The following is a 26,082-nucleotide window of genomic DNA, read 5'->3' as shown; positions in this document are numbered from 1 at the left end:
ACAAAGTTGTTTGCTTACTTCAGGATAATGGAGTTGGAAAGGTTTGGTTTGAAGTTGTTGATTACATTAGATAAAAGGTGAGTGTGTTACTCACCTTCTTCAAACTTATCTTCAATGAGCAGACACACCGCATCCAGTGCTTGTTCTGCTTGGTCGCCAGCGGCATGAATCGTGACGTATTGACCTTGAGCCGACTCAAGCATAAGAAGTCCCATCACACTATCAGCTGTCGCGGTGATGTCTTCTTCGTTATCAATGGTGATGACGGCTTCAAAACTTTGTGCCAGTTCCACTAGCTTTACTGCGGCACGCGCGTGAAGGCCGAGACGATTTTGGATCAATACTTTGCGACTTAATTCCACCGTTACTCCTTAGCATTTTTTTCTAGTGAGGTATGACGAATCTGCACTTTGTGTCCCTTCTTCGCGAAGTACTCACCGATTTGTTGTGTCAGGTACACCGAGCGGTGTTTCCCTCCCGTACAACCTATGGCGACAGTGAGGTAGCTGCGATTATTCTTTTCTAACAGCGGAAGCCAATTCTCAATAAAGCTCTCTATTTGATGCTTTAGATCGAGGACAGATTGATGCTGTTCTAAAAACGCGGCGATCGGGGCATCTAAACCCGTATATGGGCGTAGTCCCGGCTCCCAGTGTGGGTTAGGTAAAAATCGCACATCAAAGACATAATCGGCATCGGAAGGCAGGCCATATTTGAACCCAAAAGATTCAAATACCATCACCAGCCCTTTGCTTTCGCGCGCCACAACTCGCATGCGAACCGTCTCACTCAACTCATGCAGCGACTGTCCACTACTATTAAGTACCAAATCCGCATGAGTTTTAAGTGGCCTCAAAATCTCTTTTTCTCGTTCGATAGCTTGATCAAGCGAGAGCGATTCATTGCCAAGTGACAGGGGATGGATACGACGGGTTTCACTGTAGCGTTTAAGTAGCGTTTCCTTATCCGCATCTAAGAATAGCATGGTCACGTCTAACTCTTGTTTGAGCTTTTCCAGTGTCCCTGTGAATTCTTTGAGCTTTTTAGGAATGTTGCGGATATCGATACTCACCGCAACGTTCTGTTTGCTATCGGCAACGGACTGAACAAATGCGTCAAGCAAATTGACTGGCAAGTTATCAACGCAGTAGTAACCTAAGTCTTCCAGTACACGCAGCGCAATACTCTTGCCCGCACCGGAATGCCCGCTTACAACGATTAGTCGCATGGTTAATTGTCCTGCTTATTGGTGAATCATGATGTCGTAAAGTTCTTGATCACTTTGAGCATTGCGCAACAACTTGAGTACTTGCTTGTCGCTCAGACGCTCTGCCATAGAGGATAGAGTCTTGAGATGCTCTTTGCACTGTTCTTCTGGTACAAGGAGTGCAAAAAGTAAATCGACAGGACGATTATCGATCGCATCAAATTCAATCGCTTCATCACATTGAAGAAGCACAGCAACGGCTTTATCGCTTGATTGCATTCTTGCGTGCGGAATAGCAATACCGTTTCCGATACCAGTACTGCCCATTTTCTCTCTGTTGAGCATGCACTCGAACAGTTCGGTAGAATCTTGACCCGTATGATCGGCGACGATGCGGCTGATCATTTCAAGGGCTCGTTTTTTACTTGTACAGTGGACTGCACTTTTCGTGCAGTCCAATGACAGTATTTCGCTCAGTTGCATGATTAATGACTGTGTAGTTTTTCTTTGTGCTTGTTAAGTTGGCGAACCAGTTTATCTACCAGCGAATCGATCGCGGCATACATATTTTCGTCATCAGCTGACGCGTGGATTTCACCTTGATTTACGTGGAGCGTAGCTTCCGCGATTTGAGTTAATTTTTCAACTTTTAGTACAACGTGGACCTGATTTATATGGTCGAAGAATCTTTCGAGCTTCTGAAACTTAGTTTGAACATAGTCTTGCATTGAATCGGTAAGATCAACGTGATGGCCTTGAATATTGATTTGCATAGACTTTCCTTTTCAGTTAGTGCCTAAAGTAGGCGTTTACGCTGACTTGAAGGGGCGATACCCAAGGATTCTCGATATTTTGCTATCGTACGTCTCGCGACCTGAATCCCTTGGTCAGCCAGAAGAGCGGCAATCTTACTGTCACTAAGTGGTTTTGCAGTATTCTCTGCCGCGACCAGTTTCTTAATGAGTGCACGAATTGCCGTTGACGAACATTCTCCACCATTATCTGTACTAACATGGCTGGAGAAGAAGTACTTCAATTCAAAAATACCACGTGGCGTATGCATGAATTTTTGTGTTGTAACACGAGAAATCGTGGACTCATGCATATCGACCGCCAAGGCTACATCATTTAATACCATCGGCTTCATGGCTTCTTCACCATACTCGAAGAAATCTTGCTGATGTTCAACAATACATCTTGCAACTTTGAGTAGCGTCTCGTTTCTACTCTCTAAGCTCTTAATTAACCACTTTGCCTCTTGCAAATTGCTACGAATGTACTGGCTATCTGCACTATTGCCTTTTCCGAGCTGGGCGTACTGTTGATTTACTTTTAGTTTTGGAATGCTATCTGGGTTAATGGAGACCATCCATTTCCCATTATCTTTAAATACGGACACGTCAGGAATAACGTATTCGGTGTCATCTGGAGTGATGCGGCTCCCCGGGCGAGGGTCCAGCTGCTGAATGAGTTTGAGAACTTCACGCAGATCCGCTTCTTTTAGTTTGGTTTCTTTGATAACCAGTTTGTAATCGCGATTACCAAGATGATCAATGTGATCGGTCAGAATCATTCTGGCTTCTTCAAGCCACGGCGTATCTTCAGGGAAGGTCGCTAATTGAAGTAGCAGACACTCTTGTAGATTTCGTGATGCCACGCCAAGAGGATCGAACTGTTGAATGCGTTTACGTACCGCTTCTACTTCATCAAGTTCAATATCTTCGTTATCGAAGCTTTCATGAATCTCTTCTGGAGAGAGGGTTAAGTAGCCGTATTCGTCAACGGCATCAATGATCGCCATTGCGATGGTGCGGTCGGTTTCACTAAACGGGGTTAAATCCAACTGCCACATCAGGTAGTCGTACAGTGACTCAGTCGTTTCACCTTGATACACCGGCATATCGTCATCCAGAGCGAGCCCTGTACTGCCAGTGTTTGCACTGTAAACATCATCCCAAGTGGTGTCGATTTCAAGTTCTGAACTGATTTCAGATTTCTCAATTACATCGGAACTGTCAGGAACGTCAATTTCTGTAGGTTCGTTAGCGCTGGTGCTATTTTCAGATGCATCCAGCTCTGATTTATCTTCACCGTTAGCTAGAGGCTCATCTTGGCCATCTTCAACTTCCAATAATGGGTTTGAATCCAATGCTTCCTGAATTTCTTGTTGAAGGTCGAGGGTCGACAACTGCAATAAACGGATCGCTTGTTGCAGCTGAGGTGTCATGGCTAACTGCTGACCTAGCTTTAATTGTAATGAAGGTTTCATTCAGTGTTACTTACCTTGTAATGCTCAGAATCTTACCGTTCCTAATATAATCATAGACGGAATTGTTCACCGAGATAAACTTGTTTCACCTGTTCATTGTTGAGAACTTCATCCGGAGTTCCCGATGCAATTAGGTGTCCTTGACTTACGATATAGGCTTTTTCACATACGTCTAGTGTTTCGCGTACGTTATGGTCGGTGATAAGCACACCGAGGCCTCTGTCGCGCAGGTGTTCAATAATTTTTTTGATGTCACCAACTGAAATTGGGTCCACACCAGCAAAAGGTTCGTCCAATAAAATAAACTGAGGATTTGCCGCTAAAGCTCGTGCAATTTCAACCCTTCGACGTTCACCACCCGATAGTGCCATGCCTGCGCTGGCACGGATGTGCTGTATGTGGAATTCTTCCAACAAATCTTCCAGTTTATCCTGGCGTTCTTCTCTGGTCATTTCCTGACGAGTTTCCAGAACGGCCATAATGTTGTCTTCAACCGACAGCTTACGAAAAATAGATGCTTCCTGAGGAAGGTAGCCAATACCAAGACGCGAACGACTGTGCATTGGCAAGATGCTGATGTCTTGGTTATCGATGGTGATGACACCTTCATCACGAGGCACTAATCCGACAATCATGTAGAACGATGTCGTTTTACCTGCACCGTTAGGACCCAGTAGACCAACAATCTGACCTGATTCCACTTCTAAGCTGACATCGGTAACCACCTTGCGTTTTTTGTAGCTTTTCGCCAGGTTTTTCGCACTCAGTACCGCCATATTATTTCTCTAGCTGATTAGGTTGCAAAATAGTCGTGACACGCTCGTTTTCAGAGCTGTCTGCCACCAGTTTTTGTTGACCGATTTGGTAACGGATTGTCGAGCCTTTTATGGTGTTACCGTCTTGGGCTAGCTGAGCGTGACCTTTCATGGTTAATTCGTCAGTCGATATACGGTAATCCAACTCGGTCGCCTGACCACTCAATGTTTTACCGTCGTCCATCAATTGTGAGAACGTCGCTGGCTGGCCAAATGCCTGAATTTGATTAATTGTTTCTGTTTTAGGATCGCGAGTGACAACGATCTTATCAGCATCGATATTGATGCTACCTTGCTTAAGAGATACATCACCACTGAAAATTACCTGGTTACTCTTCATGTCCACCTGTTGGGTGTCAGAGTTTATGTAAACCGGCTGTTGAGTATCCGACTTAAGTGCCAGCGCATGAGGCGCCGCCAAAACCAGTGCTAGTAGGCTAAGGTGTAACGGTTTCATATCGACCTTGAACGTTATCTGTCAGAGTCGCAGTATGCTGTTTCAAGTTCCCTTGCATTGCGCCTCCTGTAGTTTCAAATTGTGGTCCAACCAACATCACTTGTTGGTCAGCTTTAAAATCACGATTGGTTAGGTTAATCACCAGCTTATCCGTTGCCATGGTATCAAAGCTTGCCCCTTCTAATAGGTTCTGCATTAATACTTTGTCATATAAGGTCAGCGTTTGGTTTTCATCTAACACAGCTCTTGTAGCTGTCACCTTCCACTCAACGACACTACCTTCACGGTAAACCATTAATGTCGGGTTGTTAAATATAGTTTCTCCACTCTTAGCATAATAATCTAAGTTGGAGGAGCGAATGATGTAACTGCGAACACCATTTTCACCATAGGTGATATTTTCCAGTCCAGTACCACTGAACATGGGCAGTTCCGAATCTGGTGCGACTTGAATCGTATCTGTGCTTTTTGGTGTCACTATATAATAAGCACACCATGCAATAACGAATATCAAGATCAAATAAATAAGGCGAGTAAAACTCATAAATTAGAGGCCTATCTTCTAGCTCAGTACGTCCCTGACTATTGCCTTAATCTGTGTAATAAGTGGTTGTGATGAGTTTACATCACACCCGCTTTTAGTAAATCATGCATATTAAGTGCACCGACCACTTTACCGTTATTACATAAAATCAGCGCATTGATATTTTTGCTTTGCATTAGGTTGAGACCTTCAACTGCAAGCATGTCCGGATGCGCAGTTGTTGGGCTTTGCGTCATCACTTCGCCAATGGCGGTTGTATGAATATCAATACGCTTGTCTAAAGTTCTGCGTAAGTCGCCATCAGTGAATATACCAAGCATAGCATCGTGCTCATCGACAATGGCGGTCATACCCAGTCCTTTTTCAGAAATCTCCAGAAGTGCGTCGCGAATCAGCGAATCAGGAGAGACTTTTGGCAGAGCATTTCCAAAATGCATAATATCAGACAACTTAAGCAGCAGTTTTCTTCCTAAAGCGCCACCAGGGTGTGATAGCGCGAAATCTTCAGCGGAGAATCCACGAGCCTGAAGCAGCGCAACCGCCAAGGCATCGCCCATGACTAACGTTGCTGTTGTACTGCTGGTTGGTGCCAAACCAAGAGGGCAGGCTTCTTGTGGTACCGTGATCTGTAAGTGCAAATCTGAAAGTTGCGCCATGTTCGATTCTGGCTTGCCCGTCATGCTGATGATCTTGATGTTCAAGCGTTTCAATACCGGGAACAGAGACAGGATCTCATGAGATTCACCGGAGTTTGAAATGGCAATCACAATGTCTCCGGCGCTGATCATACCTAAGTCACCATGCGAAGCTTCACCCGGATGAACAAAAAACGCCGAAGTCCCTGTACTTGCAAGCGTCGCCGCAATTTTATTTCCAATGTGGCCTGATTTGCCCATGCCCATGATGACCACTTTTCCGCTATTGGAAAGTATCATTTCGCAAGCTTGTTCAAATTGGTCATCAAAGTATTTATCCAGCTCTTGCAGAGCGGCAACTTCGATATCAAGAACTTGCTTTGCAGCAGCGCGAAAATCAAATTGACGGGACATATCAGTGCTCCAATTTATGTCTACGAAAAGATAAGGAGGTTAAGCGGTCATGTTCGCGAACAGGTAAACTTGGTAGCCAATGAAGCAAACAAAAAGAACAGCGCCTTCCACACGGTTAATGCTGCGAGATCTTCCCAAACACATTGCAACCAGCAATAGCGAAACGCCCAGCATGACCCAGAAGTCACGACCCATTGCGTACTCACTTAACATGGATGGATTGATGATGCCAGGGATGCCCATTACCGCGAGAATATTGAATACGTTCGAGCCAATGATGTTACCCACTGCCATGTCGTCTTCACCTTTGAGTACCCCAGCAAGAGAAGCGGCAAGCTCTGGCAGACTGGTACCAATAGCGATGATGGTTAAGCCGATCACGAGATCGCTCATGCCAAAATGCTTAGCAATGATAACCGCGTTATCCACCAAAATGTTCGCTGACACAGGCAGTAATACTAACCCTAGTACTACCCAGATTGCGGCTTTTGAGTTGCTTACACCTTCAGGGATTTCCGATTCCTGATCATCGAGGAATGCGTCACCCGATTTTTGCTCTTTGCGGCTGATCTGCAACATCACAAATAAAAATGCACCAAACAGCACAAACAGAAGGGCACCTTCGTAAAAGCCGAGGTGGTTATTCCAAAGAATTACACCGGCAAGTAATGTGACTGCTATCATCAAAGGCAGTTCACGACGAATAACTCCTGAACTGATCGAAAGGGGCTTAATCAGCGCCGTGATCCCCAGAATTAATGCAATATTCGCAATGTTAGAACCCAGAACGTTACCAACTGCGGTGTCGGTCTTTCCATCCAGGGCTGCGGTAGCAGAAACCATCATTTCAGGGGCTGAGGAGCCCATAGCCAGGATTGTCATACCAATCACAAGAGGTGAAATGCCAACGTTGCGGGCTATGGCTGCAGAACCAAAAACAAGTTTATCTGCACTCCAGACAAGTAAAACAAGACCGACGATAAGCAACGCTACGGCTTCGAGCATGATAATTCCTAACTATTAAATGAGAGTGATGAGTAACCGCTAATTTTGACCTTTTGCAGCGGAAAATGGAAGATAAACAACGAATAAATTAAAGGTTAGTAACGAAATTGTGTTTAATTTTCTCTCATCTAATCACTACTGTTAAAGCAATGATTCTGCATTAAGATTTAAATATTAAGCCATGACTCTGTCATCGTTCATCAAGAATTGATTGAATTTGACCGACTTTATTTAATCGAACAGTGCTTTTAATTCGCAGCTAATGTGCTTATGATTGCAGCCTAATAAATGAACCGAAGCCGTTTTTCGCTTTCTAACCACCGCTCTTGTGTACGAAGGTTGTCAACCATACACCTTAACGTTGTTGGAGCACGATGGTTACAAATTAAAAACATTCGGACGTGAGTTGGCTTGATGATACAGCGAGTTCCAACGCTCCGATAGTAGAAGGGATGATATGTCGAACAACGATTTAGTCACCGTTAACAATCTCACTTTTTCACGCGGAAATCGCACGATCTTTGATGGTATCGATCTGCACGTTCCTGAAGGTAAAGTGACCGCAATTATGGGGCCATCGGGAATCGGTAAGACCACGCTGTTACGCTTGATCGGCGGTCAGTTGTATCCCGAACAAGGCGAGATCTGGTTTGATGGCGATAACATTCCAACCCTGTCACGCAAAAAACTTTATCATGCTCGTAAAAAGATGAGCATGTTGTTCCAGTCTGGCGCTTTGTTCACAGATTTGAATGTATTTGATAATGTGGCTTTTCCTCTCCGTGAACACACCAATCTTTCAGAAGAGTTGATTCGTACAATGGTACTGCTCAAGCTCGAAGCGGTTGGTTTACGCGGCGCGGCTCAGTTAATGCCAAGCGAACTCTCTGGTGGTATGGCACGTCGCGCAGCACTGGCCAGAGCGATAGCGCTCGATCCTGATTTAATCATGTATGACGAGCCATTTGTTGGACAAGACCCCATCACTATGGGCGTGTTGGTCGAACTGATCAGCAACCTGAACCAAGCTTTGGGTTTGACCTCTATCGTCGTTTCTCACGATGTGCCAGAAGTCATGAGTATTGCCGATTGGGTTTACTTACTTGCCAACGGTAAGATCATCGCTTTTGGTACACCAGATGATCTAAGAAAGAATCCTGATCCGCGTGTGCAGCAGTTCTTACAGGGCGATGCAGATGGCCCTGTGCCGTTTAGCTACCCTTCTCAAAGTATCGAAAAGGATTTATTTGATGGTCGATAGCTTTATTCAATTTGTCGCCTCATTAGGTCGACGCACATTATCCATCTGTGAAGCTTTTGGCCGTGCAACGTTAATGTTGTTGGGGGCTTTGTTATCAAAGCCTCAACCGACGAAGGGCTTTCCTTTACTCATCAAACAGCTTTACTCCGTAGGTGTTCAGTCTCTGGCGATTATTGTCGTATCGGGCTTGTTTATCGGTATGGTATTGAGTCTGCAAGGTTATGTTGTACTGGTGGATTACGGCGCAGAAGGCAGCCTTGGCCAAATGGTTGCGCTTTCTTTGCTGCGTGAACTTGGTCCTGTGGTCACTGCACTGCTGTTTGCCGGACGTGCTGGTTCTGCCTTAACCGCAGAAATCGGTTTGATGAAAGCGACGGAACAGCTTTCCAGCTTGGAAATGATGGCGGTGGATCCGTTGAAGCGAGTGATTGCACCACGCTTTTGGGCTGGCGCAATCTCGATGCCTTTGCTAGCAATGATCTTCATGGCGGTCGGTATCTGGGGAGCTCAGCTTGTCGGCGTTGACTGGAAAGGGGTCGACCACGGCAGTTTTTGGGCGGCGATGCAATCTTCTGTCGAACTGGGGCAGGACATTGGCAACAGTATGATCAAATGCTTTGCGTTTGCGATTACCGTTACTTGGATCGCTCTGTTTAATGGCTACGATGCGATTCCGACTTCGGAAGGGATCAGCCGAGCAACTACACGCACTGTTGTGCATTCTTCTTTAGCAGTACTGGGGCTAGACTTTGTACTGACAGCATTGATGTTTGGGAATTAATCATGCAACAAACACGTAAAACAGAATTATGGGTTGGCAGCTTTGTATTAGCGGGAATTTGCGCGATTCTTGTGATGATTTTTCAAGTTGCTGACGTAAAAAGTATGGGCTCTGGTGATACTTACACCCTCAAAGCCGAGTTTGATAATATTGGTAGTTTGAAAGTCCGCTCACCAGTCAAGGTAGGTGGCGTTGTAATTGGTCGAGTGAGTGATATTACTCTCAACCCAGACAACCTGTTGCCAGAAGTCAGTTTATCGATCAATAGCCAATACAATCAGTTCCCTGAAACATCGAGTGTTCAGATTCTGACATCGGGACTGATCGGTGAGCAATACATTGGCTTAGTACCTGGCTTCGTTTTTGATGACGAAGTGATGTTGGTTGACGGCGATACCATCGAAGACACGAAATCTGCTTTAGTACTTGAAGACTTAATTGGTCAGGTGCTTTACAGCGTGGGTGGCTCAGACGATTCAAGTAAGGAATAACTATGTTGAAGAGATTACTACTTTCAGTTGTCGCGGTTTTCGCAGCTTTTAACTTGAATGCGGCAGAAGTTGATAAAACACAGCCTTATCAAATGATGAAGCAAGTGTCAGAAGTTACGTTTGACCGCTTAAAAGCGGAGCAGCCAAAAATTAAACAAGATCCCAACCATCTTAAAGTGGTTGTGGAAGAAGAGTTGATGCCTTACGTCAACTACCGTTACGCCGCATTAAAATTGTTAGGTCCAAACCTCAAAGGGACTAAACGGGAAGATGTGCTCGAGTTTATTGATGCGTTTCATGGCTACCTGATTGCGTCTTACGCGCAAGTGCTGACTCAGTACAGCGATCAGAAAATTGAGTTTGGCCCGGAGCCAAAACTTGATCCATCTGATCGAATTACGAGTGTTAAAGTCGATATCATTGATGCTCCGCGTCCTAACATCAAGCTAGAATTTAAACTGCGTAAAGATAACAAAACCAGTGAATGGGAAGCGTTCGATATGATTGCTGAAGGCATAAGCCTGTTATCAAGCAAGCAGTCGGAGTGGAACTCGAAAATTCGCCAGGATGGTATTTTGGCAGTAGCGAAGGATCTTGAGAAATTGGCGGCGGAACCGATTCGTTTTGAGGCGAAAAAGTAATGGCGCAGTCTCACGCTCAGTGGAACTTTACCACGAATAACCTGAAGCTCTCTGGAGCGCTGGACAGAGATTCAGTGCCTTCATTGTGGGCACATGCTCTGCAATGGAAGCCTTCTCAAGCGGAGATTGAGTGTTCGCTAGAAGATGTGGTGCGAGTCGACTCTGCGGGAATGGTGATGCTAATTCACTTAATAGAGCATGCAAAAAAGCAAAACTGTCATATAATGCTCAGTTTCGTGCCCGCGCAACTGCGCACTCTGTTTCAACTAAGTAACGTTGAATCGTTAGTGGACAAACACATACAGAATTATCAGGGGTAAATTGTGGACAGCGCAAAAGTACAACAGTTATTAGAAGAAGCACTAAACCTTCAAGAAGTGCATGTGAAAGGTGAAGGTAGCCACTATGAAGTGGTTGCTGTTGATGCTTGCTTTGAGGGAATGAGCCGCGTCAAGAAGCAACAATTAATTTATGGTCCTCTGATGGATTACATCCAGCGTAATGACATTCATGCATTATCAATTAAAGCGTTCACACCAGAAGAGTGGGCTCGTGATAAGAAACTGATGTCGCTTTAAGGTTTATTGATGGAAAAGTTTCGAGTTATTGGGTCAGACAAACCGTTAGTCGGTGAAGTGACCATTTCAGGTGCAAAAAACGCAGCACTGCCGATTTTATTTGCGTCTATTTTGGCTGAAGAGTCAGTAGAAGTGGCTAACGTACCACACCTTCGTGATATTGATACAACCATGGAATTACTTAAGCGTTTAGGCGCTAAAGTAGACCGTAACGGTTCGGTTCACGTCGATCCAAGCAGCATCAATGAATACTGTGCCCCTTACGACTTGGTGAAAACCATGCGTGCTTCAATCTGGGCTTTAGGCCCTCTAGTTGCGCGTTTTGGCCAAGGTCAGGTTTCTTTACCTGGTGGTTGTGCGATTGGTGCTCGTCCGGTTGATCTACACATTACTGGTCTAGAACAATTAGGCGCAACTATCACTTTAGAAGATGGTTACGTAAAAGCAGAAGTCGATGGTCGCCTGAAGGGCGCGCATATCGTGATGGATAAAGTGAGCGTAGGCGCCACTATTACTATTATGTGTGCGGCGACACTTGCTGAAGGCAAAACCACACTAGACAATGCTGCTCGTGAACCTGAGATTGTGGACACGGCGGAGTTCCTAAACAAACTGGGTGCAAAAATCACTGGTGCTGGTACAGATACCATCACGATTGAAGGTGTTGAGCGTCTTGGCGGTTGTAAGCACAGTGTTGTTGCTGACCGTATTGAAACGGGAACATTCCTCGTTGCTGCAGCGGTATCTGGCGGTAAAGTTGTATGTCGCAATACCAACGCACATTTGCTTGAAGCAGTACTCTCGAAACTTGAAGAAGCAGGTGCTTTGGTAGAAACCGGTGAAGACTGGATTTCTGTTGATATGACCGATCGTGAGCTAAAAGCCGTGACTGTCCGTACTGCCCCTCACCCGGGTTTCCCAACCGACATGCAAGCGCAATTCACGCTATTGAACATGATGGCGAAAGGCGGCGGCGTAATCACGGAAACCATTTTTGAAAACCGTTTTATGCACGTTCCTGAACTGATGCGTATGGGCGCTAAAGCTGAGATCGAAGGCAACACGGTTATCTGTGGTGACGTTGAATCTTTGAGCGCAGCACAAGTAATGGCAACAGATTTACGTGCTTCTGCAAGTCTGGTTATTGCAGGTTGTATTGCGAAAGGCGAAACCATCGTCGATCGTATCTACCACATCGACCGTGGTTACGACAAAATTGAAAATAAACTGGCTGCACTTGGCGCAAATATTGAGCGCGTGAGCGTGACAAGTTAAACTGCACAGCAGATGATTTGGATATGAAGAGCCGAAACTCAGGTTTCGGCTTTTTTATATCACTCTCTTTTTCATAGTAAGAGAAATTAATAGCTGTATCTGTTAGAAGTCGGTTTCTGGAGAATAAGAATGATTGCACTGTTACGTGTGTTTGCTATCGCAATTTTCGCTATTGTGATGTTTATTGGTGGTTGTGGTTACTGCCTGTTAAGTCCACGAAACCCTAAACACGTATTCACCTTTGGCCGTCTGTTTGCCAAGATGTCGCGTGTTTTTGGGGTTAAACTTGAACTACGTCTTCCCGAAGATGCTTACTCGCGTGGTCAGCACATTTACATTGCAAACCACCAAAACAACTGGGACATGTTTACGGTTTCTGCGGCGGTAACACCAAAAGTGGTCACGGTGGGTAAAAAGAGCCTGGCGTGGATGCCACTGTTTGGCCAGCTTTACTGGTTGACGGGTAATATTCTGATTGACCGTGCGAACCGCTCAAAAGCGAAAGGCACGATTGATCAAGTGGTTAAGAGCATGAAAGAGAGTGATGTGTCGGTTTGGATGTTCCCAGAAGGTACGCGTTCTCGTGGTCGTGGTTTACTGCCATTTAAGACAGGTGCATTTCACGCAGCAATTGGTGCGGGCGTGCCAATTATCCCTATCGTTTGTAGTTCAACTGATAAGCTCAAGCTGAACCGCTGGAATAACGGTCATGTCATTGTGGAAATGATGCCACCAGTTAGCACAGAAGGTTGTACTAAAGAAGGGATTCGTGAGTTAGCGAACACTTGTCGTGAGCAGATGAAAGAGAAGCTGCAAGAGTTGGATGAAGAAGTTAAACAGCGTAACGCCGCTTAATCTTCCAAATACAAGCATATAAAAATGGGTAGCTCAGGCTACCCATTTTTAATTCAAATGAACTAACGCGTTTACTTATTTGCGAACCGCGATAGCTTCGATTTCGATACCAACATCTTTAGGCAGGCGAGCAACTTCAACACAAGAGCGAGCAGGGTAGTTTGCTACTTGGTGCTCGTCGAAGAATTTGCCGTACACTTCGTTAACTGTGCCGAAGTCGTTCAGGTCTTTAACGAAAACCGTCATTTTCACGATATCCGTCACTTTAAGGCCAGAAGCTTCTACAACAGCTTTTACGTTGTCTAGAGACTGACGCGCTTGTTCTGCGATATCCGCAGATACTTCACCTGTTGCAGGGTTAACAGGGATTTGGCCAGAAGTAAGAACCATGTTGCCAAGATCTACGCCTTGTACGTAAGGGCCGATTGCTGCTGGTGCTGATTCCGTGTGAAGTACTTTTGTCATTTTATTTGTTCCATCTGTTTTAGCGAATAAAGAGTGTCAGTGTGCCTCTAAATCTATGGTAGGTAAAGAGCAAAATGCCCCGTAAATACAGGGCATTTGAACTTATTAGAGGTCTGAAATGTTTACTGAATTATCGCTCAGTAACGATCTCTCTTGAGAACACTTTTTCACAGTATTTACACTTCAGGCGAATCTCTTCTTTCTTCTCAAATACCTTGAAGCTGCTCTCTACTGGCTCGTTGTGAGAAATACAGTTTGTATTTGGACATTCAAATACGTCGTTGATTCTTTCTGGAAGCTCTAGCGCCAGCTTTTTCACTACTTCGTAGTTTTCGATTTGGTTCACGGTTGCGTGTGGTGCATACAGTGCCAACTTACTCGCCTGCTCTTCGTTGATGAAGACATTTTCAATTTTCAGCAGGTCTTTATGACCTAGCGCTGACGACGGCAAATTAAGGCCGATGGTCACTCGCTGAGACGAGTTATGCATATCGAACAACTTCAGTACTTTGATGCCGATTTGTGCTGGAATGTGGTCGATTACGGTACCGTTTTTGATTGCTTCTACCTGCAATTGAGTTTCTTTAGCCATGTCTTTTCTCCTCGATTACAGTGTTTCGTTAAGAACTAGCGCCAACAAAGCCTGACGGGCGTATACGCCGTTTTGAGCCTGCTGGAAGTAGTAAGCGTGCGGTGTTTTATCAACATCCGTTGTGATTTCATCTACACGTGGTAGAGGGTGCAGTACTTTAAGGTTTTCGCGCGCACCTTCTAACATTGCGGCTGTCAGGATGTAAGCGGATTTGATGTGTGCGTATTCTGACTCATCAAAACGCTCTTTCTGTACGCGGGTCATGTACAGGACATCAAGCTCAGGAATGACGGTTTCCATGTCAGTGAGCAGGGTGTATTCAATACCCGCTTCATCCAGTTCTTCACAAAGGTAGTCAGGCATTGCCAGTGCTTCAGGAGCGATAAAGAAGAAGCGGATGTTATTGAACTTCGCCAGAGCCTGAGTCAGTGAGTGAACGGTGCGACCGTATTTTAAGTCACCAACGAATGCCACATTAAGGTTATCTAAGCGGCCTTGCGTTTCAGCGATGGTGTAAAGGTCTAGCAGAGTTTGAGTTGGATGCTGGTTTGCACCGTCACCTGCGTTAATCACCGGTACGCCGTTTGAAAACTCAGACGCCAGACGTGCAGCACCTTCCTGAGGGTGACGCATCACGAAAGCGTCTACATACGAAGAGATGACTTGTACGGAATCAGAAAGGGTTTCGCCTTTCTTCGCCAAAGAAGTATTTCCATCGTTATCAAAACCAATGACGTCGCCGCCCACACGTTGAATTGCCGTCTCAAACGACAGACGTGTGCGTGTTGATGGCTCAAAGAAACAGCTCGCAACGACTTTATTTTTAATCAGTTCTGGTTGAGGTTCCTTTTTCAGGCTACCTGCGGTTGCGACAATAAGTTCCAGCTCTTCACGTGAAAGCTCTGGAATAGAGATGATGTGCTTCTGGTAAAGCGAGTTCGCCATGATCTTCTTCCCTATAACAGTGATGACTATCTCCAAAATTAACCTTGAGGAATTTTGGACATAAAAAAACCTCCCAAATAGGGAGGTTTAAAAATCGATAGAATTAACGAAAATAACACCACGCAAGCGTAGTCGCTTAGTTAGAGCAAATCGCGTTGTTACGGCAGCAATCAGCGTGGTCATTTCTTAATCCTCAGACAAATTGCCGAGCATTATACGCCTAACTTTTACTAGTGCAAGCGATTACATCATGGTTTTTGTTACTAAAATCCGTTAACTTCCCAGCGTTGCCACCATCACGGCTTTGATCGTGTGCATGCGGTTTTCTGCTTCATCGAAGACGATAGAATATTCAGACTCAAACACGTCTTCCGTCACTTCCAAACCTTTCATGCCGTATTTCTCAGCCACTTCTTTACCGACTGTAGTTTCATCATTGTGGAAAGCGGGTAGACAGTGCATAAACTTCACATGTGGATTGCCGGTCTGTTTAATCACATCCATATTGATTTGGTAAGGCTTCATTAGGGCAACACGCTCGTCCCAAGCTTCTGCAGATTCACCCATCGATACCCAAACATCGGTATACAAGAAGTCACAGCCCTTAACGCCTTCTTCAACGCTTTCGGTCAGAGTGATCTTGGCACCTGTTTGCTGCGCGATTTCCTGACATGTGGCAACAAGCTCCTCTTCAGGCCAGAACGCTTTTGGCGCAATAAGACGAATATCCATGCCCATTTTAGCTGCGCCGACCATCAGTGAGTTGCCCATGTTATTGCGAGCGTCACCTAGGTAGGCAAAGGTGATGTCATGCAGTTTCTTCCCACGTCCATGCTCTTGCATGGTCAGGAAGTCAGCGAGGATTTGCGTCGGATGGAATTCATCGGTTAGACCATTCCAGACTGGAACGCCTGCGTAAGCACCGAGATCTTCCACGATCGCCTGACCAAAACCACGGTATTCGATACCATCATACATACGGCCCAATACACGCGCGGTATCTTTCATCGATTCTTTGTGGCCGATTTGTGAGCCAGAAGGACCAATATATGAGACCTGAGCGCCCTGATCAAAGGCCGCAACTTCGAACGCACATCGGGTTCGAGTAGAAGATTTCTCAAAGATGAGTGCAATGTTTTTACCTTGGAGTTTCTTCTGCTCTGTTCCTGCATATTTCGCTTTTTTTAGCTCTGCAGACAGTTCGAGCAAGAACTGGATTTCTTTGGTTGAGAAATCCAACAGCTTCAAAAAGTTGCGATTTCGTAAATTGAAAGCCATAGCTCGTCCCTTTGTACGTGTGATTGATTTTGAATCACTGCATTAAAACATATAAATGCTTTTATTGTGAATAATTATTTTAATTAAAAACTAAAAAAGGTTGATGTATTCACATCAACCTTAGTTTTTATTCACTGATTCGGAAAGAGATTAAATATCGTCTCGTTCAATCGGACAGCTCATACAGCGAGCACCACCACGGCCACGACCTAACTCGTTACCTGGTACCGTCAATACTTGAATGCCGGCTTTATCGTACTTCTCGTTGGTGTAGACGTTACGTTCGTAACCAATCACCACACCTGGTTTCACGGTCAGTACGTTGTTGGCATCGTTCCACTGTTCACGCTCTGCTTCGTAGCTGTCACCACCGGTTGTGATGATTTTCAGCTGATCTAAGCCAAGTGCTGATTCAATCGCATGTAGGTAGTTGTGCGATGCTTCAACATTCATTTCTCCTTCAGTGCCTTTCGGAGTCAGACGCCATGTATCCAGATCTTTACGCATGATCTCTGGGTAAACAGAGAAGGTATCGACATCCATGTGTGTCATGACCGTATCCAGGTGCATACATGAACGGTGTTTAGGAAGATCAATCGCAATCACTTCTGTTGCCTGACCCGCTTTAAACAGGTTAGCAGCCAGGTTTTCTACACCTTGCGCTGTGGTACGTTCAGACATACCTACCAGAACTGCGCCTTTACCGATAACCAGAACATCACCGCCTTCAACGTTAGCGTTATCGTAGTGTAGGTCTTCATCGCCAAAGTATTTAATGAAGTCTTGACCTGCAAAGATTGGGTGCCAGCGGTAAATTGCACGCAAATGGTTTGTTTCGCGTTGACGTGCAGGCATCATCATTGGGTTCAGAGAAACACCGCCGTATACCCAGCAAGATGTATCGCGGGTAAATAGATGGTTTGGCAATGGTTCAATAACAAAGTCTAGAGGGCGACGCATCTTCGGTAGCATAGAAGATGATTTGATAGGAAGCTCAGAGTAGGCCAAACCACCTAGCAATACTGAAGCAAGGTGTTCATTGTCCATCTCTGTAAAATACGCGCGAAGATCACGGGCAAAGGTCGGGCCGTAACGGAAATCAGAGATCTGAGTATCCAATAGCCACTTTTTCGCTTCTGGAACCGCGAGGGTTTCGACTAGTAAATCGTGAAGTAGAAGTACTTCTACATCTTGATCGCGTAAAGTACGAGCGAAAGCATCATGCTCTTCGCCTGCTGCTTCTACCGCAAGAACATCATCAAACAATAACTCATGACAGTTAGATGGCGTTAAGTGGGTTAGGGCGCGCTCAGGGCGATTTAATAGAACTCGTCTTAATTGACCAACTTCTGATCCAACGTACAGCTTACTCATTTTGTGTCCTTACAGATTTACCAGCCGCTATTTATGACAACCTTATGGATAAGATGCAAGTTAGTTAACTTTGATAATGTTTTGTTAATTGTTTTAATTTTAAATTAAAACTCCAAATTTATTTATAATGGTTATTGTTGGTGGTTTTTTGTGTTGTTTTTGTGCTTTGGCGTTAAGTGCGTTTTTATTCTTTTGGTCTGACTTGAGTATATTACATGCTTAGTGCATAAAATGTGCATATATATTCTAAAATATGCATTTTTGGGTTCTCTTTATTCGCTGAGTAGAGAATACAAGGCGTCTCGGTATTCAATATAGAACCATAAACACGCATTGAGAGCCGGTTTGTGCCCTATTTATGCGAATTAGGATCTTCTGAATATTACAAAACAGCATTTCTTGTTAACTTTTTGTGACCTTGTGAGAGGGGTTTAATATTTATCAAGGAATAATTGACAACAATCGCTGTGGTTTGGCGTTTGTTAGTGGCTTTTCGTCGCAATCCGTGCCATATTTCACCGGATCGTTTCCACCAAGTAACTAATCTGGAGCCAAAACATGTCTCACGAAGATGAATATCTATCAGTAGAAGAATTAATTGAGATTCAAAAGGAAGAGACTCGCGATATCATTGCAGCATTGCTAGAAGATGGCAGCGATCCAGATTCGCTATACGAAATTGAGCACCACCTATTTGCAGAAGATTTCGATACGCTAGAAAAAGCGGTTGTTGAAGCATTTAAGATGGGCTTTGAAGTACTTGAAGCAGAAGAGACAGAAGACGAAGACGGCAACAAACTACTTTGCTGTGATGCGACGATGGAATCTGCACTCGATGCAGAAGCAATTGATGCTCAAGTTGAGAAGCTGGTTCATCTCGCTGAAAAGTACGACATTATTTATGACGGTTGGGGTACCTATTACGAGGGCGAAGACGCTCTATACTCTGACGAAGATGATGAAGACGAAGAATAGTCTCTCCTTGATTGAAAAAGCCAGCTATTTAGCTGGTTTTTTTATGTCTAACAATTGATAACGATAAGGTATGAAACTAATTCACATTGAGCTTGTGTGGTTTTTTTACCATAATGCGTAGAAAATTGATCTAGCTCAAGGTGTATATGCAACAGTCACTCGCCGGTTTATGGCAAGTCTCTCCACTTACGGACCTATCTATCCCTCAGGATGACATCACTTTCCCGGCTCCATTAAGTCAGGTACTTCCCGATGAATTGTCAGAAGAAGTAATCTGTCAGCAAGAATGGCACTTAATGCATGATATTGAAGTGGATGAGTCCATGATGGCATTCCCTGCGGTAGAAATGGTATTAGGTGGCGTCGACTACCATGCCGAAGTACGGTTGAACGGCGTGGCACTGTTTGACTGCGATGGTACTCAGAATGTGTATAAGAAAGACATTCGTCCGTTCATGCAGATGGGACGTAACCGCTTTGAGATTTTATTCTTAGAGGAAGAAGAAGACTTACTGTTTGAGGAAGATCGGCCGGAACTGTGCGCTCTTACCGATCAAGAGTATAAGAAAAGCGACGATCGAATCGGTGTGTGGAAGGAGCCTTACCTGCAGTTTATTCGCAACGTCCGTTTAGAGCGCGTTGCCACTGAGCAGATCTGGCACCATGGTGGTGGTTGTGAGTTTAAGGTTGATCTTTATTATCAGACATTCGCACCGGGGTTGGTTTCTGCATCGGTCAAATTCAACGGCATGACTTACCATATACCAATTGATGTGCGTGCTGAGCATGCTAGCGCTCTGTTTCAGATCGAAGCGCCAAAATACGCTGATCTCAATAACCCAAATCCAAGCGATCTCTACCAATTGTCAGTAGAGCTAGATGGGCAACGCCAAGATTTTTCAGTGGCATTAAGCCAGGATCTTTGTGTTACCCACTTAGTACTCTAAAATTGGGGGTGCTTAAATTCCTACAGCGATTTGAGCATCACGACTTCACACGCATCATGCCCTGTTTGTCCAAGCGGGGCATCTAAATGCTTAAACCCCAACTTCTCATACAAACCAATGGCTTCTTTTAAGCACTCGGTGGTTTCCAAATAACACTTCTGATAACCAAGTTGCTTTGCTAATTGCAGACTCAGAGCCACAATACGTTTGGCCAGCCCGTGTCCACGAGTTTGTGGCAAGAAGTACATCTTTTGTAGCTCGCACACGTTAGGTTCTCCTGCCAGTGGCGCAAAACCTCCACCACCAACGATCACGCCATTGTGCTCAATCACCCAATACGCTGCGCCTTGTTGGTTGTAGACAGAATACATGTCATCAAGCGTTGGGTCTGCCACGCCATAGCCTTTGTCAGCGGTTAGACCATACTCTGCTGAAACCTGGCGAATGACGCTTGCTATGTTTGGGTTATCTTCTGGTGTGAGAGAGCGGAGAGTGAAGTGTGCTATTTGTTCCATGCTTTGCCTACAAAAATGAGCCCTTAAGGGCTCAATATATTGCGGTTAGGCATGTCGATGCAAACCAAAGTGAGATGAAGGTGTTTGGTTTGCAGATTTACGTAACCAAACTTTCTCATGGAAATAGTACGCCACCGTGTTTATAGATGGCTCTAACATTGCCATGACACCACCAATGAATGCATCACCCGTTAACAAGTAAACCACCGTAAACGCTACGCTAAAGTGTACTGTTGCGAAACTTGCGGTTTTTAGCTTGGTCATGCATTGACGAGCTTTTAAAGCGGGAACACTTGTCCAAGCTTTTTCATGAAAGTAGAAAGCGACCGTGTTTACTGATGGCTCGATCATGGCAATTAAACTACCAATCAAGATGTCGCCAGTAAGTACGTAAGCGACACTAAATGCGATAGTAAAATGTAATGCAGCGAAAGTTAGTGTCTTTTTCATGATAATTACTCATCGTGTTTGTTTAGATGAGTTTATTATCGATAATAATTCTCATTGTCGCCAATGGGTGGTGAGTATTAATTCAATAGGGGAAAGCTATCAATGAGGGCGTTGCGAAGGGAAGATACAAAAAAAGGTTGGCCTTGATGACCAACCTTTTTGATTCAAGCATAGAAGCGTTTGGCTTCTGTTTTTGCTTTAGCGATTAAAGAGCCGCAATTGTGGTTTTTTGCTCTTCTAGCTTAGCCAGTGTTTCTTTGTAGCCTTCAAGCTTCTCACGCTCTTTAGCAACAACCGCTTCAGGTGCTTTCGCTACGAAGCCTTCGTTACCAAGTTTGCCTTCAATACGCTTGATCTCGCCGTGCGTTTTCTTGATTTCGCCATCAAGACGCGCAAGTTCTGCGTCTTTGTCGATAAGACCCGCCATTGGGATCATCAGCTCAGACTTACCAACCAATGCTGTTGCACACGCTGGTGTTTCTTCGCCAGCTTCAAGAACGCGTACCGCTTCTAGCTTCGCCAGAGACATCAGTACTTGCTTGTTCGCTTCTAGACGAGTCGCATCTTCTTCACTTGCTGCTTTTAGCATCACATCAAGTGGTTTACCCGGGTTGATGTCGTACTCAGCACGTAGGTTACGGATGCTAGTGATGAACGCTTTAACCCACTCGATGTCGTCTAGCGCTTCTTGATGGAAGTTCGCTTCGTCGAATTGAGGTAGAGCTTGAAGCATGATTGTCTCACCTTCAACACCATCGACTAGTGGCTTGATGCTTTGCCAGATAGTCTCTGTGATGTAAGGAATCACTGGGTGAGCCAAACGTAGCGTTTTCTCAAGAACCGTGATTAGCGTACGACGAGTACCACGTTGCTGCGCTTCAGTGCCTTTCCATAGAACAGGTTTCGTTAGCTCTAGGTACCAGTCACAGAATTGGTTCCAGATGAATTCGTAAAGCGTGTTCGACGCCATATCCAGACGGAAGTTGTCGATATGGTTGTTGAACGCTTTCGCTGCTAGTTCAAACTGAGACTCGATCCACTTGTCCGCTAGTGAGTATTCAATGTCACCACCGTTGAAGCCACAATCTTGCTCTTCTGTGTTCATCATTACGTAACGGCTAGCGTTCCATAGTTTGTTACAGAAGTTACGGTAACCTTCAAGACGCTTCATATCCCAGTTGATATCGCGGCCTGTTGATGCCATTGCTGCAAGTGTGAAACGCAGTGCGTCTGTACCGTATGCTTCGATACCGTTTTCAAACGTCTTACGAGTGTTCTTCTCGATCTTCTTCGCTAGCTGAGGCTGCATCATGTTGCCAGTGCGCTTCTCAACCAGAGACTCTAGGTCGATACCATCGATCATGTCGATTGGGTCAAGCACGTTACCTTTCGACTTAGACATCTTGTCGCCGTTTTCGTCACGGATTAGACCGGTAACGTAAACGGTTTTGAATGGTACTTGTGGCTTGCCGTCTTCGTCTTTCACGAAGTGCATGGTCATCATGATCATGCGCGCAACCCAGAAGAAGATGATGTCGAAACCAGTGACTAGTACGTCTGAAGGGTGGAACACTTTCAGATCGTCAGTTTGCTCTGGCCAACCTTGAGTACCGAACGTCCATAGAGCAGAAGAGAACCAGGTATCCAGTACGTCTTCGTCTTGGTGCAGCTCAATGACTGACTCTAGGTTGTTGTTGTTACGAACTTCTTCTTCAGTGCGTCCTACGTAAACATTGCCTTGGTTGTCGTACCAAGCTGGGATACGGTGACCCCACCATAGCTGACGAGAGATACACCAGTCTTGAACGTCACGCATCCAAGAGAAGTACATGTTTTCGTATTGCTTAGGCACGAACTGGATGTCGCCGTTTTCAACTGCTTCAACCGCTGTTTTCGCTAGAGGCGCAGTACGTACGTACCATTGGTCAGTTAGCATTGGTTCGATAACCACGCCACCACGGTCGCCGTAAGGAACTTGTAGATCGTGATCTTTCACTTCTTCAAGTAGGCCTAGCTCGTCGAATTCAGCAACGACAGCTTTACGCGCAGCAAAACGCTCCATGCCATGGTATTTAGCTGGAAGCTCTGTGCTGTATGCGTCGCTTGCTTCGCCGTTGGTGTTGAATACTTCAGCCGCGTCACGGATGTTGGCGTCAAAAGTCAAAATGTTGATCATTGGTAGCTGGTGGCGCTTACCAACTTCGTAGTCATTGAAGTCGTGCGCAGGTGTGATTTTCACACAACCAGTGCCTTTTTCCATATCCGCGTGATCATCACCTACGATAGGGATGCGACGGTCAACGATAGGAAGAATGATTTCTTTACCGATAAGATCTTTGTAACGCGGATCTTCTGGGTTTACAGCAACACCGGTATCACCAAGTACGGTTTCTGGACGAGTGGTTGCAACGACGATGTAATCTTTACCGTCAGCCGTTTTTACGCCATCCGCTAGTGGGTAGCGGAAATGCCACATGTTGCCTTTAGTGTCTTTGTTTTCTACTTCCAGATCTGAGATTGCTGTGTGTAGCTTTGGATCCCAGTTAACCAGACGCTTACCACGGTAGATTAAATCATCTTCGTACAGACGAACAAAAACTTCCTGTACTGCATTTGAGAGGCCATCATCCATCGTAAAGCGTTCACGATCCCAGTCTACTGACGCGCCAAGACGACGTAGCTGTTTAGTGATGGTGCCACCAGATTCACCTTTCCATTCCCAGATTTTGTCAATGAAAGCTTCACGACCGTAATCGTTTTTGGTTTTGCCTTCTTCTGCCGCGATCTTGCGCTCAACAACCATCTGAGTTGCGATACCAGCGTGGTCAGTACCTACTTGCCAAAGGGTGTTTTTACCCTTCATACGTTCACAACGGATAAGCGTATCCATGATCGTATCTTGGAACGCGTGGCCCATGTGTAGGCTACCAGTGACGTTCGGTGGCGGGATCATGATGCTGTATGATTCTTTAGTAGTGTCACCGTGTGGCTTGAAGTAGCCTTTCTCTTCCCAAGTCTGATACAGAGCTTGTTCGATTGAAGTTGGGTTATATGTTTTTTCCATAGCGCTCATTTTTCCTCGTCATATTTGGGCGGATTGTGGCTTTAATTGCCTTAATCGAAGCTCAACTATTTAGAGGTTTGATTCTGGTTAATGGTAAATCTTAGTCAATCTCTATAAGTGAACTCTCTAAAGAGAGAGCTTAACTATAAGGATTGACCCTTAAGGATATTGAATTTCTATCGTCTGCAGTTGGTAGCCTGCTTGTCGGTAAATTTTATATCTTTCTCTTGCGAGCTGTTTAGCTTTTTCTTCGCAGGGCACGAAGTCTACCACTTGAGCAAACTTGTTCGCAAAGGTTGTCTCATTTTCCGCCAAATTAATTACTAATTGGCGATTCCAAGACGGTTTTACACCATGATGTCCAATTTCAATGTTGGTGGCGTATTTAGGGCCTTCACCTACGAGATTATGTGCCATGAACTTGTCTGCATCAATTTGCCAGAAAGCTTCAGCGAGCTGCTCGGCATGCATTTTGTCGTTGCAGTTCAGATATACTTTAGCGCCTTGGCGGGCAAAGTGCTGAGCCAAAAATACGACATACTCTTCAAAGCCAGTGAGCTGCGCTTGTGGGCTGTCTTCTTTGATGATGTAGAAAGTTGCGGTTTGCATCATTCTCTCGCTTAGTTCTGATCTCACCTTACGACTCTTGTTATAGAGAATATGGTGACAATAAAAAAGGGCCTTGCGGCCCTTTTCGATTTAGTTCAGAAATTATTCTTCTGTCTCTTGGCCGCTGCGGTTCAAAAGGAATTGGACTAGCATTGAGACAGGACGGCCTGTTGAGCCTTTCGCTGCACCTGATTTCCAAGCAGTACCTGCGATGTCCAAGTGTGCCCAGTTGTACTTTTTAGCAAATTTTGACAAGAAACAACCAGCAGTGATAGTACCAGCAGGACGACCACCGATGTTTTGCATGTCAGCAAATGGGCTCTTCAGCTGCTCGTGGTACTCGTCTGCCATAGGTAGACGCCATGCACGGTCACTTGCTTGCTCAGAAGCGTTTACCAGCTCATGTGCAAGTGGGTTATGGTTTGAAAGTACGCCACTGATATGGTGACCAAGTGCGATAACACAAGCACCTGTTAGCGTAGCAACGTCTACCACACAATCTGGTTCGAAACGCTCTACATAAGTTAGTGCGTCACAAAGAACCAAACGGCCTTCCGCGTCAGTATTAAGTACTTCAACGGTTTGACCAGACATCGTTGTTAAAATATCACCTGGACGGTAAGCGTTGCTACCCGGCATGTTTTCACAGCCAGCCAGAACACCAATCACGTTAATAGGCAGGTTTAGTTTCGCTAACGCTTTCATTGTACCGAATACAGATGCCGCACCACACATGTCGTACTTCATCTCATCCATACCTTCACCAGGTTTCAGTGAGATACCGCCTGAATCGAACGTTAGGCCTTTACCAACCAGTACAATCGGTTTTGCATCTGAGTCAGGGTTACCCTTGTACTCGATGATTGACATCATAGATTCGTTTTTCGAACCACGACCTACCGCTAGGTATGATGTCATGCCCAGTTTTTCCATCTCTTGCTCACCAATGATTTTGGTGGTCACGGTTTCGTAATCGTCCGCTAGACGACGAGCTTGTGACGCAAGGTATGCTGGGTTTGCTACGTTTGGTGGCATGTTGCCAAGGTCTTTTGACGCTTTTACGCCAGACGCGATAGCAAGACCATGAGTGATCGCTTTTTCACCCAGGCTCAATTCACGACGAGTTGGTACGTTGAAAACAAGCTTACGCAGTGGGCGGCGAGTTTCTGGCTTAACGCTCTTGAACTGGTTAAATGTGTACAGACCATCTTTAGTCGCTTCAACTGCCTGACGAACTTTCCAGTAAGTGTCGCGGCCTTTAACGTGCAGCTCAGTCAGAAAACATACGGCTTCCATTGAGCCTGTTTCGTTAAGTGTACTGATCGTCTTTTGAATGATTTCCTTGTACTGGCGCTCGCCTAGCTCACGTTCTTTACCACAACCGACAAGTAAAACGCGTTCAGACAACACTCCTGGTACTTGATGCAGTAGTAGCATCTGGCCAGGTTTACCCTCTAGATCACCACGGCGAAGTAATGAACTGATGTAACCGTCACTGATTTTATCAAGTTGTTCGGCTACTGGAGAAAGGCGACGTGGTTCAAACACACCAACAACGATACATGCGCTACGTTGTTTCTCTGGACTGCCACTTTTTACACTGAACTCCATGCGTACTCCTACATCCTGAAGACAAATTG

The 26,082-nt window shown here is 45.2% G+C and carries 29 protein-coding genes and 1 pseudogene; 10 read left to right on the top strand and 20 right to left on the bottom strand.

Features of this window, described 5'->3' with window-relative positions; all coding sequences use genetic code 11:
• Positions 1–86 precede the first annotated feature (86 nt).
• The 10 genes from VER99_RS12445 to VER99_RS12400 form a co-directional block, all read right to left on the bottom strand.
• Positions 87–362, bottom strand: coding sequence for an HPr family phosphocarrier protein (locus VER99_RS12445; protein ID WP_014233083.1), 276 nt, complete (start codon positions 360–362; stop codon positions 87–89).
• A 2-nt stretch (positions 363–364) separates the two neighbouring features.
• Positions 365–1,228, bottom strand: a complete 864-nt coding sequence (gene rapZ, locus VER99_RS12440) for an RNase adapter RapZ (RefSeq protein ID WP_014233082.1) — start codon at positions 1,226–1,228, stop codon at positions 365–367.
• Between the two features lie 15 nt (positions 1,229–1,243).
• The gene (gene ptsN / locus VER99_RS12435; protein ID WP_014233081.1) at positions 1,244–1,690 is read right to left on the bottom strand and encodes a PTS IIA-like nitrogen regulatory protein PtsN; all 447 of its coding nucleotides are present in this window, start codon (positions 1,688–1,690) and stop codon (positions 1,244–1,246) included.
• A 2-nt stretch (positions 1,691–1,692) separates the two neighbouring features.
• Positions 1,693–1,980, bottom strand: a complete 288-nt coding sequence (gene hpf, locus VER99_RS12430) for a ribosome hibernation promoting factor (RefSeq protein ID WP_014233080.1) — start codon at positions 1,978–1,980, stop codon at positions 1,693–1,695.
• 23 nt (positions 1,981–2,003) lie between these two features.
• Positions 2,004–3,476 (bottom strand): RNA polymerase factor sigma-54, encoded by a 1,473-nt coding sequence (locus VER99_RS12425; RefSeq protein WP_020334488.1) that lies wholly within the window; start codon positions 3,474–3,476, stop codon positions 2,004–2,006.
• Positions 3,477–3,526: 50 nt separating this feature from the next.
• Complete coding sequence (gene lptB / locus VER99_RS12420; protein ID WP_014233078.1) at positions 3,527–4,252, bottom strand: LPS export ABC transporter ATP-binding protein; 726 nt, start codon at positions 4,250–4,252, stop codon at positions 3,527–3,529.
• A gap of 1 nt (position 4,253) precedes the next feature.
• Positions 4,254–4,748, bottom strand: coding sequence for a lipopolysaccharide transport periplasmic protein LptA (gene lptA, locus VER99_RS12415; RefSeq protein WP_014233077.1), 495 nt, complete (start codon positions 4,746–4,748; stop codon positions 4,254–4,256).
• Positions 4,729–5,292, bottom strand: coding sequence for an LPS export ABC transporter periplasmic protein LptC (gene lptC / locus VER99_RS12410; protein ID WP_020334487.1), 564 nt, complete (start codon positions 5,290–5,292; stop codon positions 4,729–4,731). Before lptC ends, lptA begins: the two co-directional genes overlap by 20 nt.
• A gap of 77 nt (positions 5,293–5,369) precedes the next feature.
• Positions 5,370–6,341 carry an arabinose-5-phosphate isomerase KdsD gene (kdsD, locus tag VER99_RS12405; protein ID WP_014233075.1) on the bottom strand — a complete coding sequence of 324 codons (972 nt, stop codon included), beginning with the start codon at positions 6,339–6,341 and terminating at the stop codon, positions 5,370–5,372.
• Positions 6,342–6,380: 39 nt separating this feature from the next.
• The gene (locus VER99_RS12400; RefSeq protein WP_014233074.1) at positions 6,381–7,346 is read right to left on the bottom strand and encodes a calcium/sodium antiporter; all 966 of its coding nucleotides are present in this window, start codon (positions 7,344–7,346) and stop codon (positions 6,381–6,383) included.
• A 457-nt stretch (positions 7,347–7,803) separates the two neighbouring features.
• Between VER99_RS12400 and mlaF the strand changes: the two genes are divergently transcribed.
• From mlaF to VER99_RS12360, 8 genes are all read left to right on the top strand, one after another.
• Positions 7,804–8,607, top strand: coding sequence for a phospholipid ABC transporter ATP-binding protein MlaF (gene mlaF / locus VER99_RS12395; protein ID WP_014233073.1), 804 nt, complete (start codon positions 7,804–7,806; stop codon positions 8,605–8,607).
• The gene (gene mlaE / locus VER99_RS12390; RefSeq protein WP_014233072.1) at positions 8,597–9,388 is read left to right on the top strand and encodes a lipid asymmetry maintenance ABC transporter permease subunit MlaE; all 792 of its coding nucleotides are present in this window, start codon (positions 8,597–8,599) and stop codon (positions 9,386–9,388) included. Before mlaF ends, mlaE begins: the two co-directional genes overlap by 11 nt.
• A 2-nt stretch (positions 9,389–9,390) precedes the next feature.
• Positions 9,391–9,879: an outer membrane lipid asymmetry maintenance protein MlaD gene (gene mlaD / locus VER99_RS12385; RefSeq protein WP_014233071.1), complete on the top strand. Its 489-nt coding sequence runs from the start codon at positions 9,391–9,393 to the stop codon at positions 9,877–9,879.
• A gap of 2 nt (positions 9,880–9,881) precedes the next feature.
• Positions 9,882–10,520, top strand: a complete 639-nt coding sequence (locus VER99_RS12380) for an MlaC/ttg2D family ABC transporter substrate-binding protein (RefSeq protein ID WP_020334486.1) — start codon at positions 9,882–9,884, stop codon at positions 10,518–10,520.
• Complete coding sequence (locus VER99_RS12375) at positions 10,520–10,840, top strand: STAS domain-containing protein (protein ID WP_014233069.1); 321 nt, start codon at positions 10,520–10,522, stop codon at positions 10,838–10,840. Before VER99_RS12380 ends, VER99_RS12375 begins: the two co-directional genes overlap by 1 nt.
• Before the next feature lie 3 nt (positions 10,841–10,843).
• On the top strand, positions 10,844–11,098 hold the full coding sequence (ibaG, locus tag VER99_RS12370) for a BolA family iron metabolism protein IbaG (protein WP_014233068.1): 255 nt from the start codon (positions 10,844–10,846) through the stop codon (positions 11,096–11,098).
• Between the two features lie 9 nt (positions 11,099–11,107).
• A complete protein-coding gene (gene murA / locus VER99_RS12365) occupies positions 11,108–12,373 on the top strand; it encodes a UDP-N-acetylglucosamine 1-carboxyvinyltransferase (RefSeq protein ID WP_020334485.1) in 1,266 nt (421 codons plus the stop codon).
• 129 nt (positions 12,374–12,502) lie between these two features.
• A complete protein-coding gene (locus tag VER99_RS12360) occupies positions 12,503–13,228 on the top strand; it encodes a 1-acylglycerol-3-phosphate O-acyltransferase (RefSeq protein ID WP_014233066.1) in 726 nt (241 codons plus the stop codon).
• 75 nt (positions 13,229–13,303) lie between these two features.
• Here VER99_RS12360 and VER99_RS12355 read toward each other — a convergent pair whose 3' ends face one another.
• The 5 genes from VER99_RS12355 to arcA form a co-directional block, all read right to left on the bottom strand.
• Complete coding sequence (locus VER99_RS12355) at positions 13,304–13,693, bottom strand: RidA family protein (RefSeq protein ID WP_014233065.1); 390 nt, start codon at positions 13,691–13,693, stop codon at positions 13,304–13,306.
• 130 nt (positions 13,694–13,823) lie between these two features.
• Positions 13,824–14,285: an aspartate carbamoyltransferase regulatory subunit gene (gene pyrI / locus VER99_RS12350; protein ID WP_014233064.1), complete on the bottom strand. Its 462-nt coding sequence runs from the start codon at positions 14,283–14,285 to the stop codon at positions 13,824–13,826.
• Between the two features lie 15 nt (positions 14,286–14,300).
• Positions 14,301–15,230, bottom strand: coding sequence for an aspartate carbamoyltransferase (gene pyrB, locus VER99_RS12345; RefSeq protein WP_020334484.1), 930 nt, complete (start codon positions 15,228–15,230; stop codon positions 14,301–14,303).
• 273 nt (positions 15,231–15,503) lie between these two features.
• Positions 15,504–16,508 (bottom strand): ornithine carbamoyltransferase, encoded by a 1,005-nt coding sequence (locus VER99_RS12340; protein WP_020334483.1) that lies wholly within the window; start codon positions 16,506–16,508, stop codon positions 15,504–15,506.
• 150 nt (positions 16,509–16,658) lie between these two features.
• On the bottom strand, positions 16,659–17,882 hold the full coding sequence (gene arcA / locus VER99_RS12335) for an arginine deiminase (RefSeq protein WP_020334482.1): 1,224 nt from the start codon (positions 17,880–17,882) through the stop codon (positions 16,659–16,661).
• 558 nt (positions 17,883–18,440) lie between these two features.
• On the opposite strand from arcA, the gene rraB reads away from it, so the two are divergent.
• Positions 18,441–18,857: a ribonuclease E inhibitor RraB gene (rraB, locus tag VER99_RS12330; RefSeq protein WP_014233060.1), complete on the top strand. Its 417-nt coding sequence runs from the start codon at positions 18,441–18,443 to the stop codon at positions 18,855–18,857.
• 146 nt (positions 18,858–19,003) lie between these two features.
• Complete coding sequence (locus VER99_RS12325) at positions 19,004–19,804, top strand: glycosyl hydrolase 2 galactose-binding domain-containing protein (RefSeq protein WP_020334481.1); 801 nt, start codon at positions 19,004–19,006, stop codon at positions 19,802–19,804.
• Positions 19,805–19,824: 20 nt separating this feature from the next.
• On the opposite strand, the pseudogene VER99_RS12320 reads toward VER99_RS12325, so the two are convergent.
• From VER99_RS12320 to pepA, 5 genes and pseudogenes are all read right to left on the bottom strand, one after another.
• Positions 19,825–20,295 (bottom strand): annotated as a pseudogene (locus VER99_RS12320) (GNAT family N-acetyltransferase); the annotation flags it as partial.
• A 69-nt stretch (positions 20,296–20,364) separates the two neighbouring features.
• On the bottom strand, positions 20,365–20,769 hold the full coding sequence (locus tag VER99_RS12315; RefSeq protein WP_020334479.1) for a DUF2061 domain-containing protein: 405 nt from the start codon (positions 20,767–20,769) through the stop codon (positions 20,365–20,367).
• A gap of 205 nt (positions 20,770–20,974) precedes the next feature.
• A complete protein-coding gene (locus tag VER99_RS12310) occupies positions 20,975–23,833 on the bottom strand; it encodes a valine--tRNA ligase (RefSeq protein WP_020334478.1) in 2,859 nt (952 codons plus the stop codon).
• Between the two features lie 159 nt (positions 23,834–23,992).
• Positions 23,993–24,442: a DNA polymerase III subunit chi gene (locus tag VER99_RS12305; RefSeq protein WP_014233055.1), complete on the bottom strand. Its 450-nt coding sequence runs from the start codon at positions 24,440–24,442 to the stop codon at positions 23,993–23,995.
• Positions 24,443–24,544: 102 nt separating this feature from the next.
• Positions 24,545–26,053 (bottom strand): leucyl aminopeptidase, encoded by a 1,509-nt coding sequence (pepA, locus tag VER99_RS12300; protein WP_020334476.1) that lies wholly within the window; start codon positions 26,051–26,053, stop codon positions 24,545–24,547.
• Between the last annotated feature and the right edge of the window lie 29 nt (positions 26,054–26,082).

Source organism: Vibrio natriegens NBRC 15636 = ATCC 14048 = DSM 759, from assembly GCF_035621455.1.
Classification (GTDB): Bacteria; Pseudomonadota; Gammaproteobacteria; order Enterobacterales; family Vibrionaceae; genus Vibrio; species Vibrio natriegens.
Note: the sequence above shows the minus strand (reverse complement) of the source record. Positions and strands in the feature narration are given on the sequence as shown.

Bases quoted from the DNA above. Each gene is read 5' to 3' on its own strand.
- rapZ (WP_014233082.1), bottom strand. From the start codon at position 1,228: ATGCGACTAATCGTTGTAAGCGGGCATTCCGGTGCGGGCAAGAGTATT.
- ptsN (WP_014233081.1), bottom strand. From the start codon at position 1,690: ATGCAACTGAGCGAAATACTGTCATTGGACTGCACGAAAAGTGCAGTC.
- hpf (WP_014233080.1), bottom strand. From the start codon at position 1,980: ATGCAAATCAATATTCAAGGCCATCACGTTGATCTTACCGATTCAATG.
- VER99_RS12425 (WP_020334488.1), bottom strand. From the start codon at position 3,476: ATGAAACCTTCATTACAATTAAAGCTAGGTCAGCAGTTAGCCATGACA.
- lptB (WP_014233078.1), bottom strand. From the start codon at position 4,252: ATGGCGGTACTGAGTGCGAAAAACCTGGCGAAAAGCTACAAAAAACGC.
- lptA (WP_014233077.1), bottom strand. From the start codon at position 4,748: ATGAAACCGTTACACCTTAGCCTACTAGCACTGGTTTTGGCGGCGCCT.
- lptC (WP_020334487.1), bottom strand. From the start codon at position 5,292: ATGAGTTTTACTCGCCTTATTTATTTGATCTTGATATTCGTTATTGCA.
- kdsD (WP_014233075.1), bottom strand. From the start codon at position 6,341: ATGTCCCGTCAATTTGATTTTCGCGCTGCTGCAAAGCAAGTTCTTGAT.
- VER99_RS12400 (WP_014233074.1), bottom strand. From the start codon at position 7,346: ATGCTCGAAGCCGTAGCGTTGCTTATCGTCGGTCTTGTTTTACTTGTC.
- mlaF (WP_014233073.1), top strand. From the start codon at position 7,804: ATGTCGAACAACGATTTAGTCACCGTTAACAATCTCACTTTTTCACGC.
- mlaE (WP_014233072.1), top strand. From the start codon at position 8,597: ATGGTCGATAGCTTTATTCAATTTGTCGCCTCATTAGGTCGACGCACA.
- mlaD (WP_014233071.1), top strand. From the start codon at position 9,391: ATGCAACAAACACGTAAAACAGAATTATGGGTTGGCAGCTTTGTATTA.
- VER99_RS12380 (WP_020334486.1), top strand. From the start codon at position 9,882: ATGTTGAAGAGATTACTACTTTCAGTTGTCGCGGTTTTCGCAGCTTTT.
- VER99_RS12375 (WP_014233069.1), top strand. From the start codon at position 10,520: ATGGCGCAGTCTCACGCTCAGTGGAACTTTACCACGAATAACCTGAAG.
- murA (WP_020334485.1), top strand. From the start codon at position 11,108: ATGGAAAAGTTTCGAGTTATTGGGTCAGACAAACCGTTAGTCGGTGAA.
- VER99_RS12360 (WP_014233066.1), top strand. From the start codon at position 12,503: ATGATTGCACTGTTACGTGTGTTTGCTATCGCAATTTTCGCTATTGTG.
- VER99_RS12355 (WP_014233065.1), bottom strand. From the start codon at position 13,693: ATGACAAAAGTACTTCACACGGAATCAGCACCAGCAGCAATCGGCCCT.
- pyrI (WP_014233064.1), bottom strand. From the start codon at position 14,285: ATGGCTAAAGAAACTCAATTGCAGGTAGAAGCAATCAAAAACGGTACC.
- pyrB (WP_020334484.1), bottom strand. From the start codon at position 15,230: ATGGCGAACTCGCTTTACCAGAAGCACATCATCTCTATTCCAGAGCTT.
- VER99_RS12340 (WP_020334483.1), bottom strand. From the start codon at position 16,508: ATGGCTTTCAATTTACGAAATCGCAACTTTTTGAAGCTGTTGGATTTC.
- arcA (WP_020334482.1), bottom strand. From the start codon at position 17,882: ATGAGTAAGCTGTACGTTGGATCAGAAGTTGGTCAATTAAGACGAGTT.
- rraB (WP_014233060.1), top strand. From the start codon at position 18,441: ATGTCTCACGAAGATGAATATCTATCAGTAGAAGAATTAATTGAGATT.
- VER99_RS12325 (WP_020334481.1), top strand. From the start codon at position 19,004: ATGCAACAGTCACTCGCCGGTTTATGGCAAGTCTCTCCACTTACGGAC.
- VER99_RS12315 (WP_020334479.1), bottom strand. From the start codon at position 20,769: ATGAAAAAGACACTAACTTTCGCTGCATTACATTTTACTATCGCATTT.
- VER99_RS12310 (WP_020334478.1), bottom strand. From the start codon at position 23,833: ATGGAAAAAACATATAACCCAACTTCAATCGAACAAGCTCTGTATCAG.
- VER99_RS12305 (WP_014233055.1), bottom strand. From the start codon at position 24,442: ATGCAAACCGCAACTTTCTACATCATCAAAGAAGACAGCCCACAAGCG.
- pepA (WP_020334476.1), bottom strand. From the start codon at position 26,053: ATGGAGTTCAGTGTAAAAAGTGGCAGTCCAGAGAAACAACGTAGCGCA.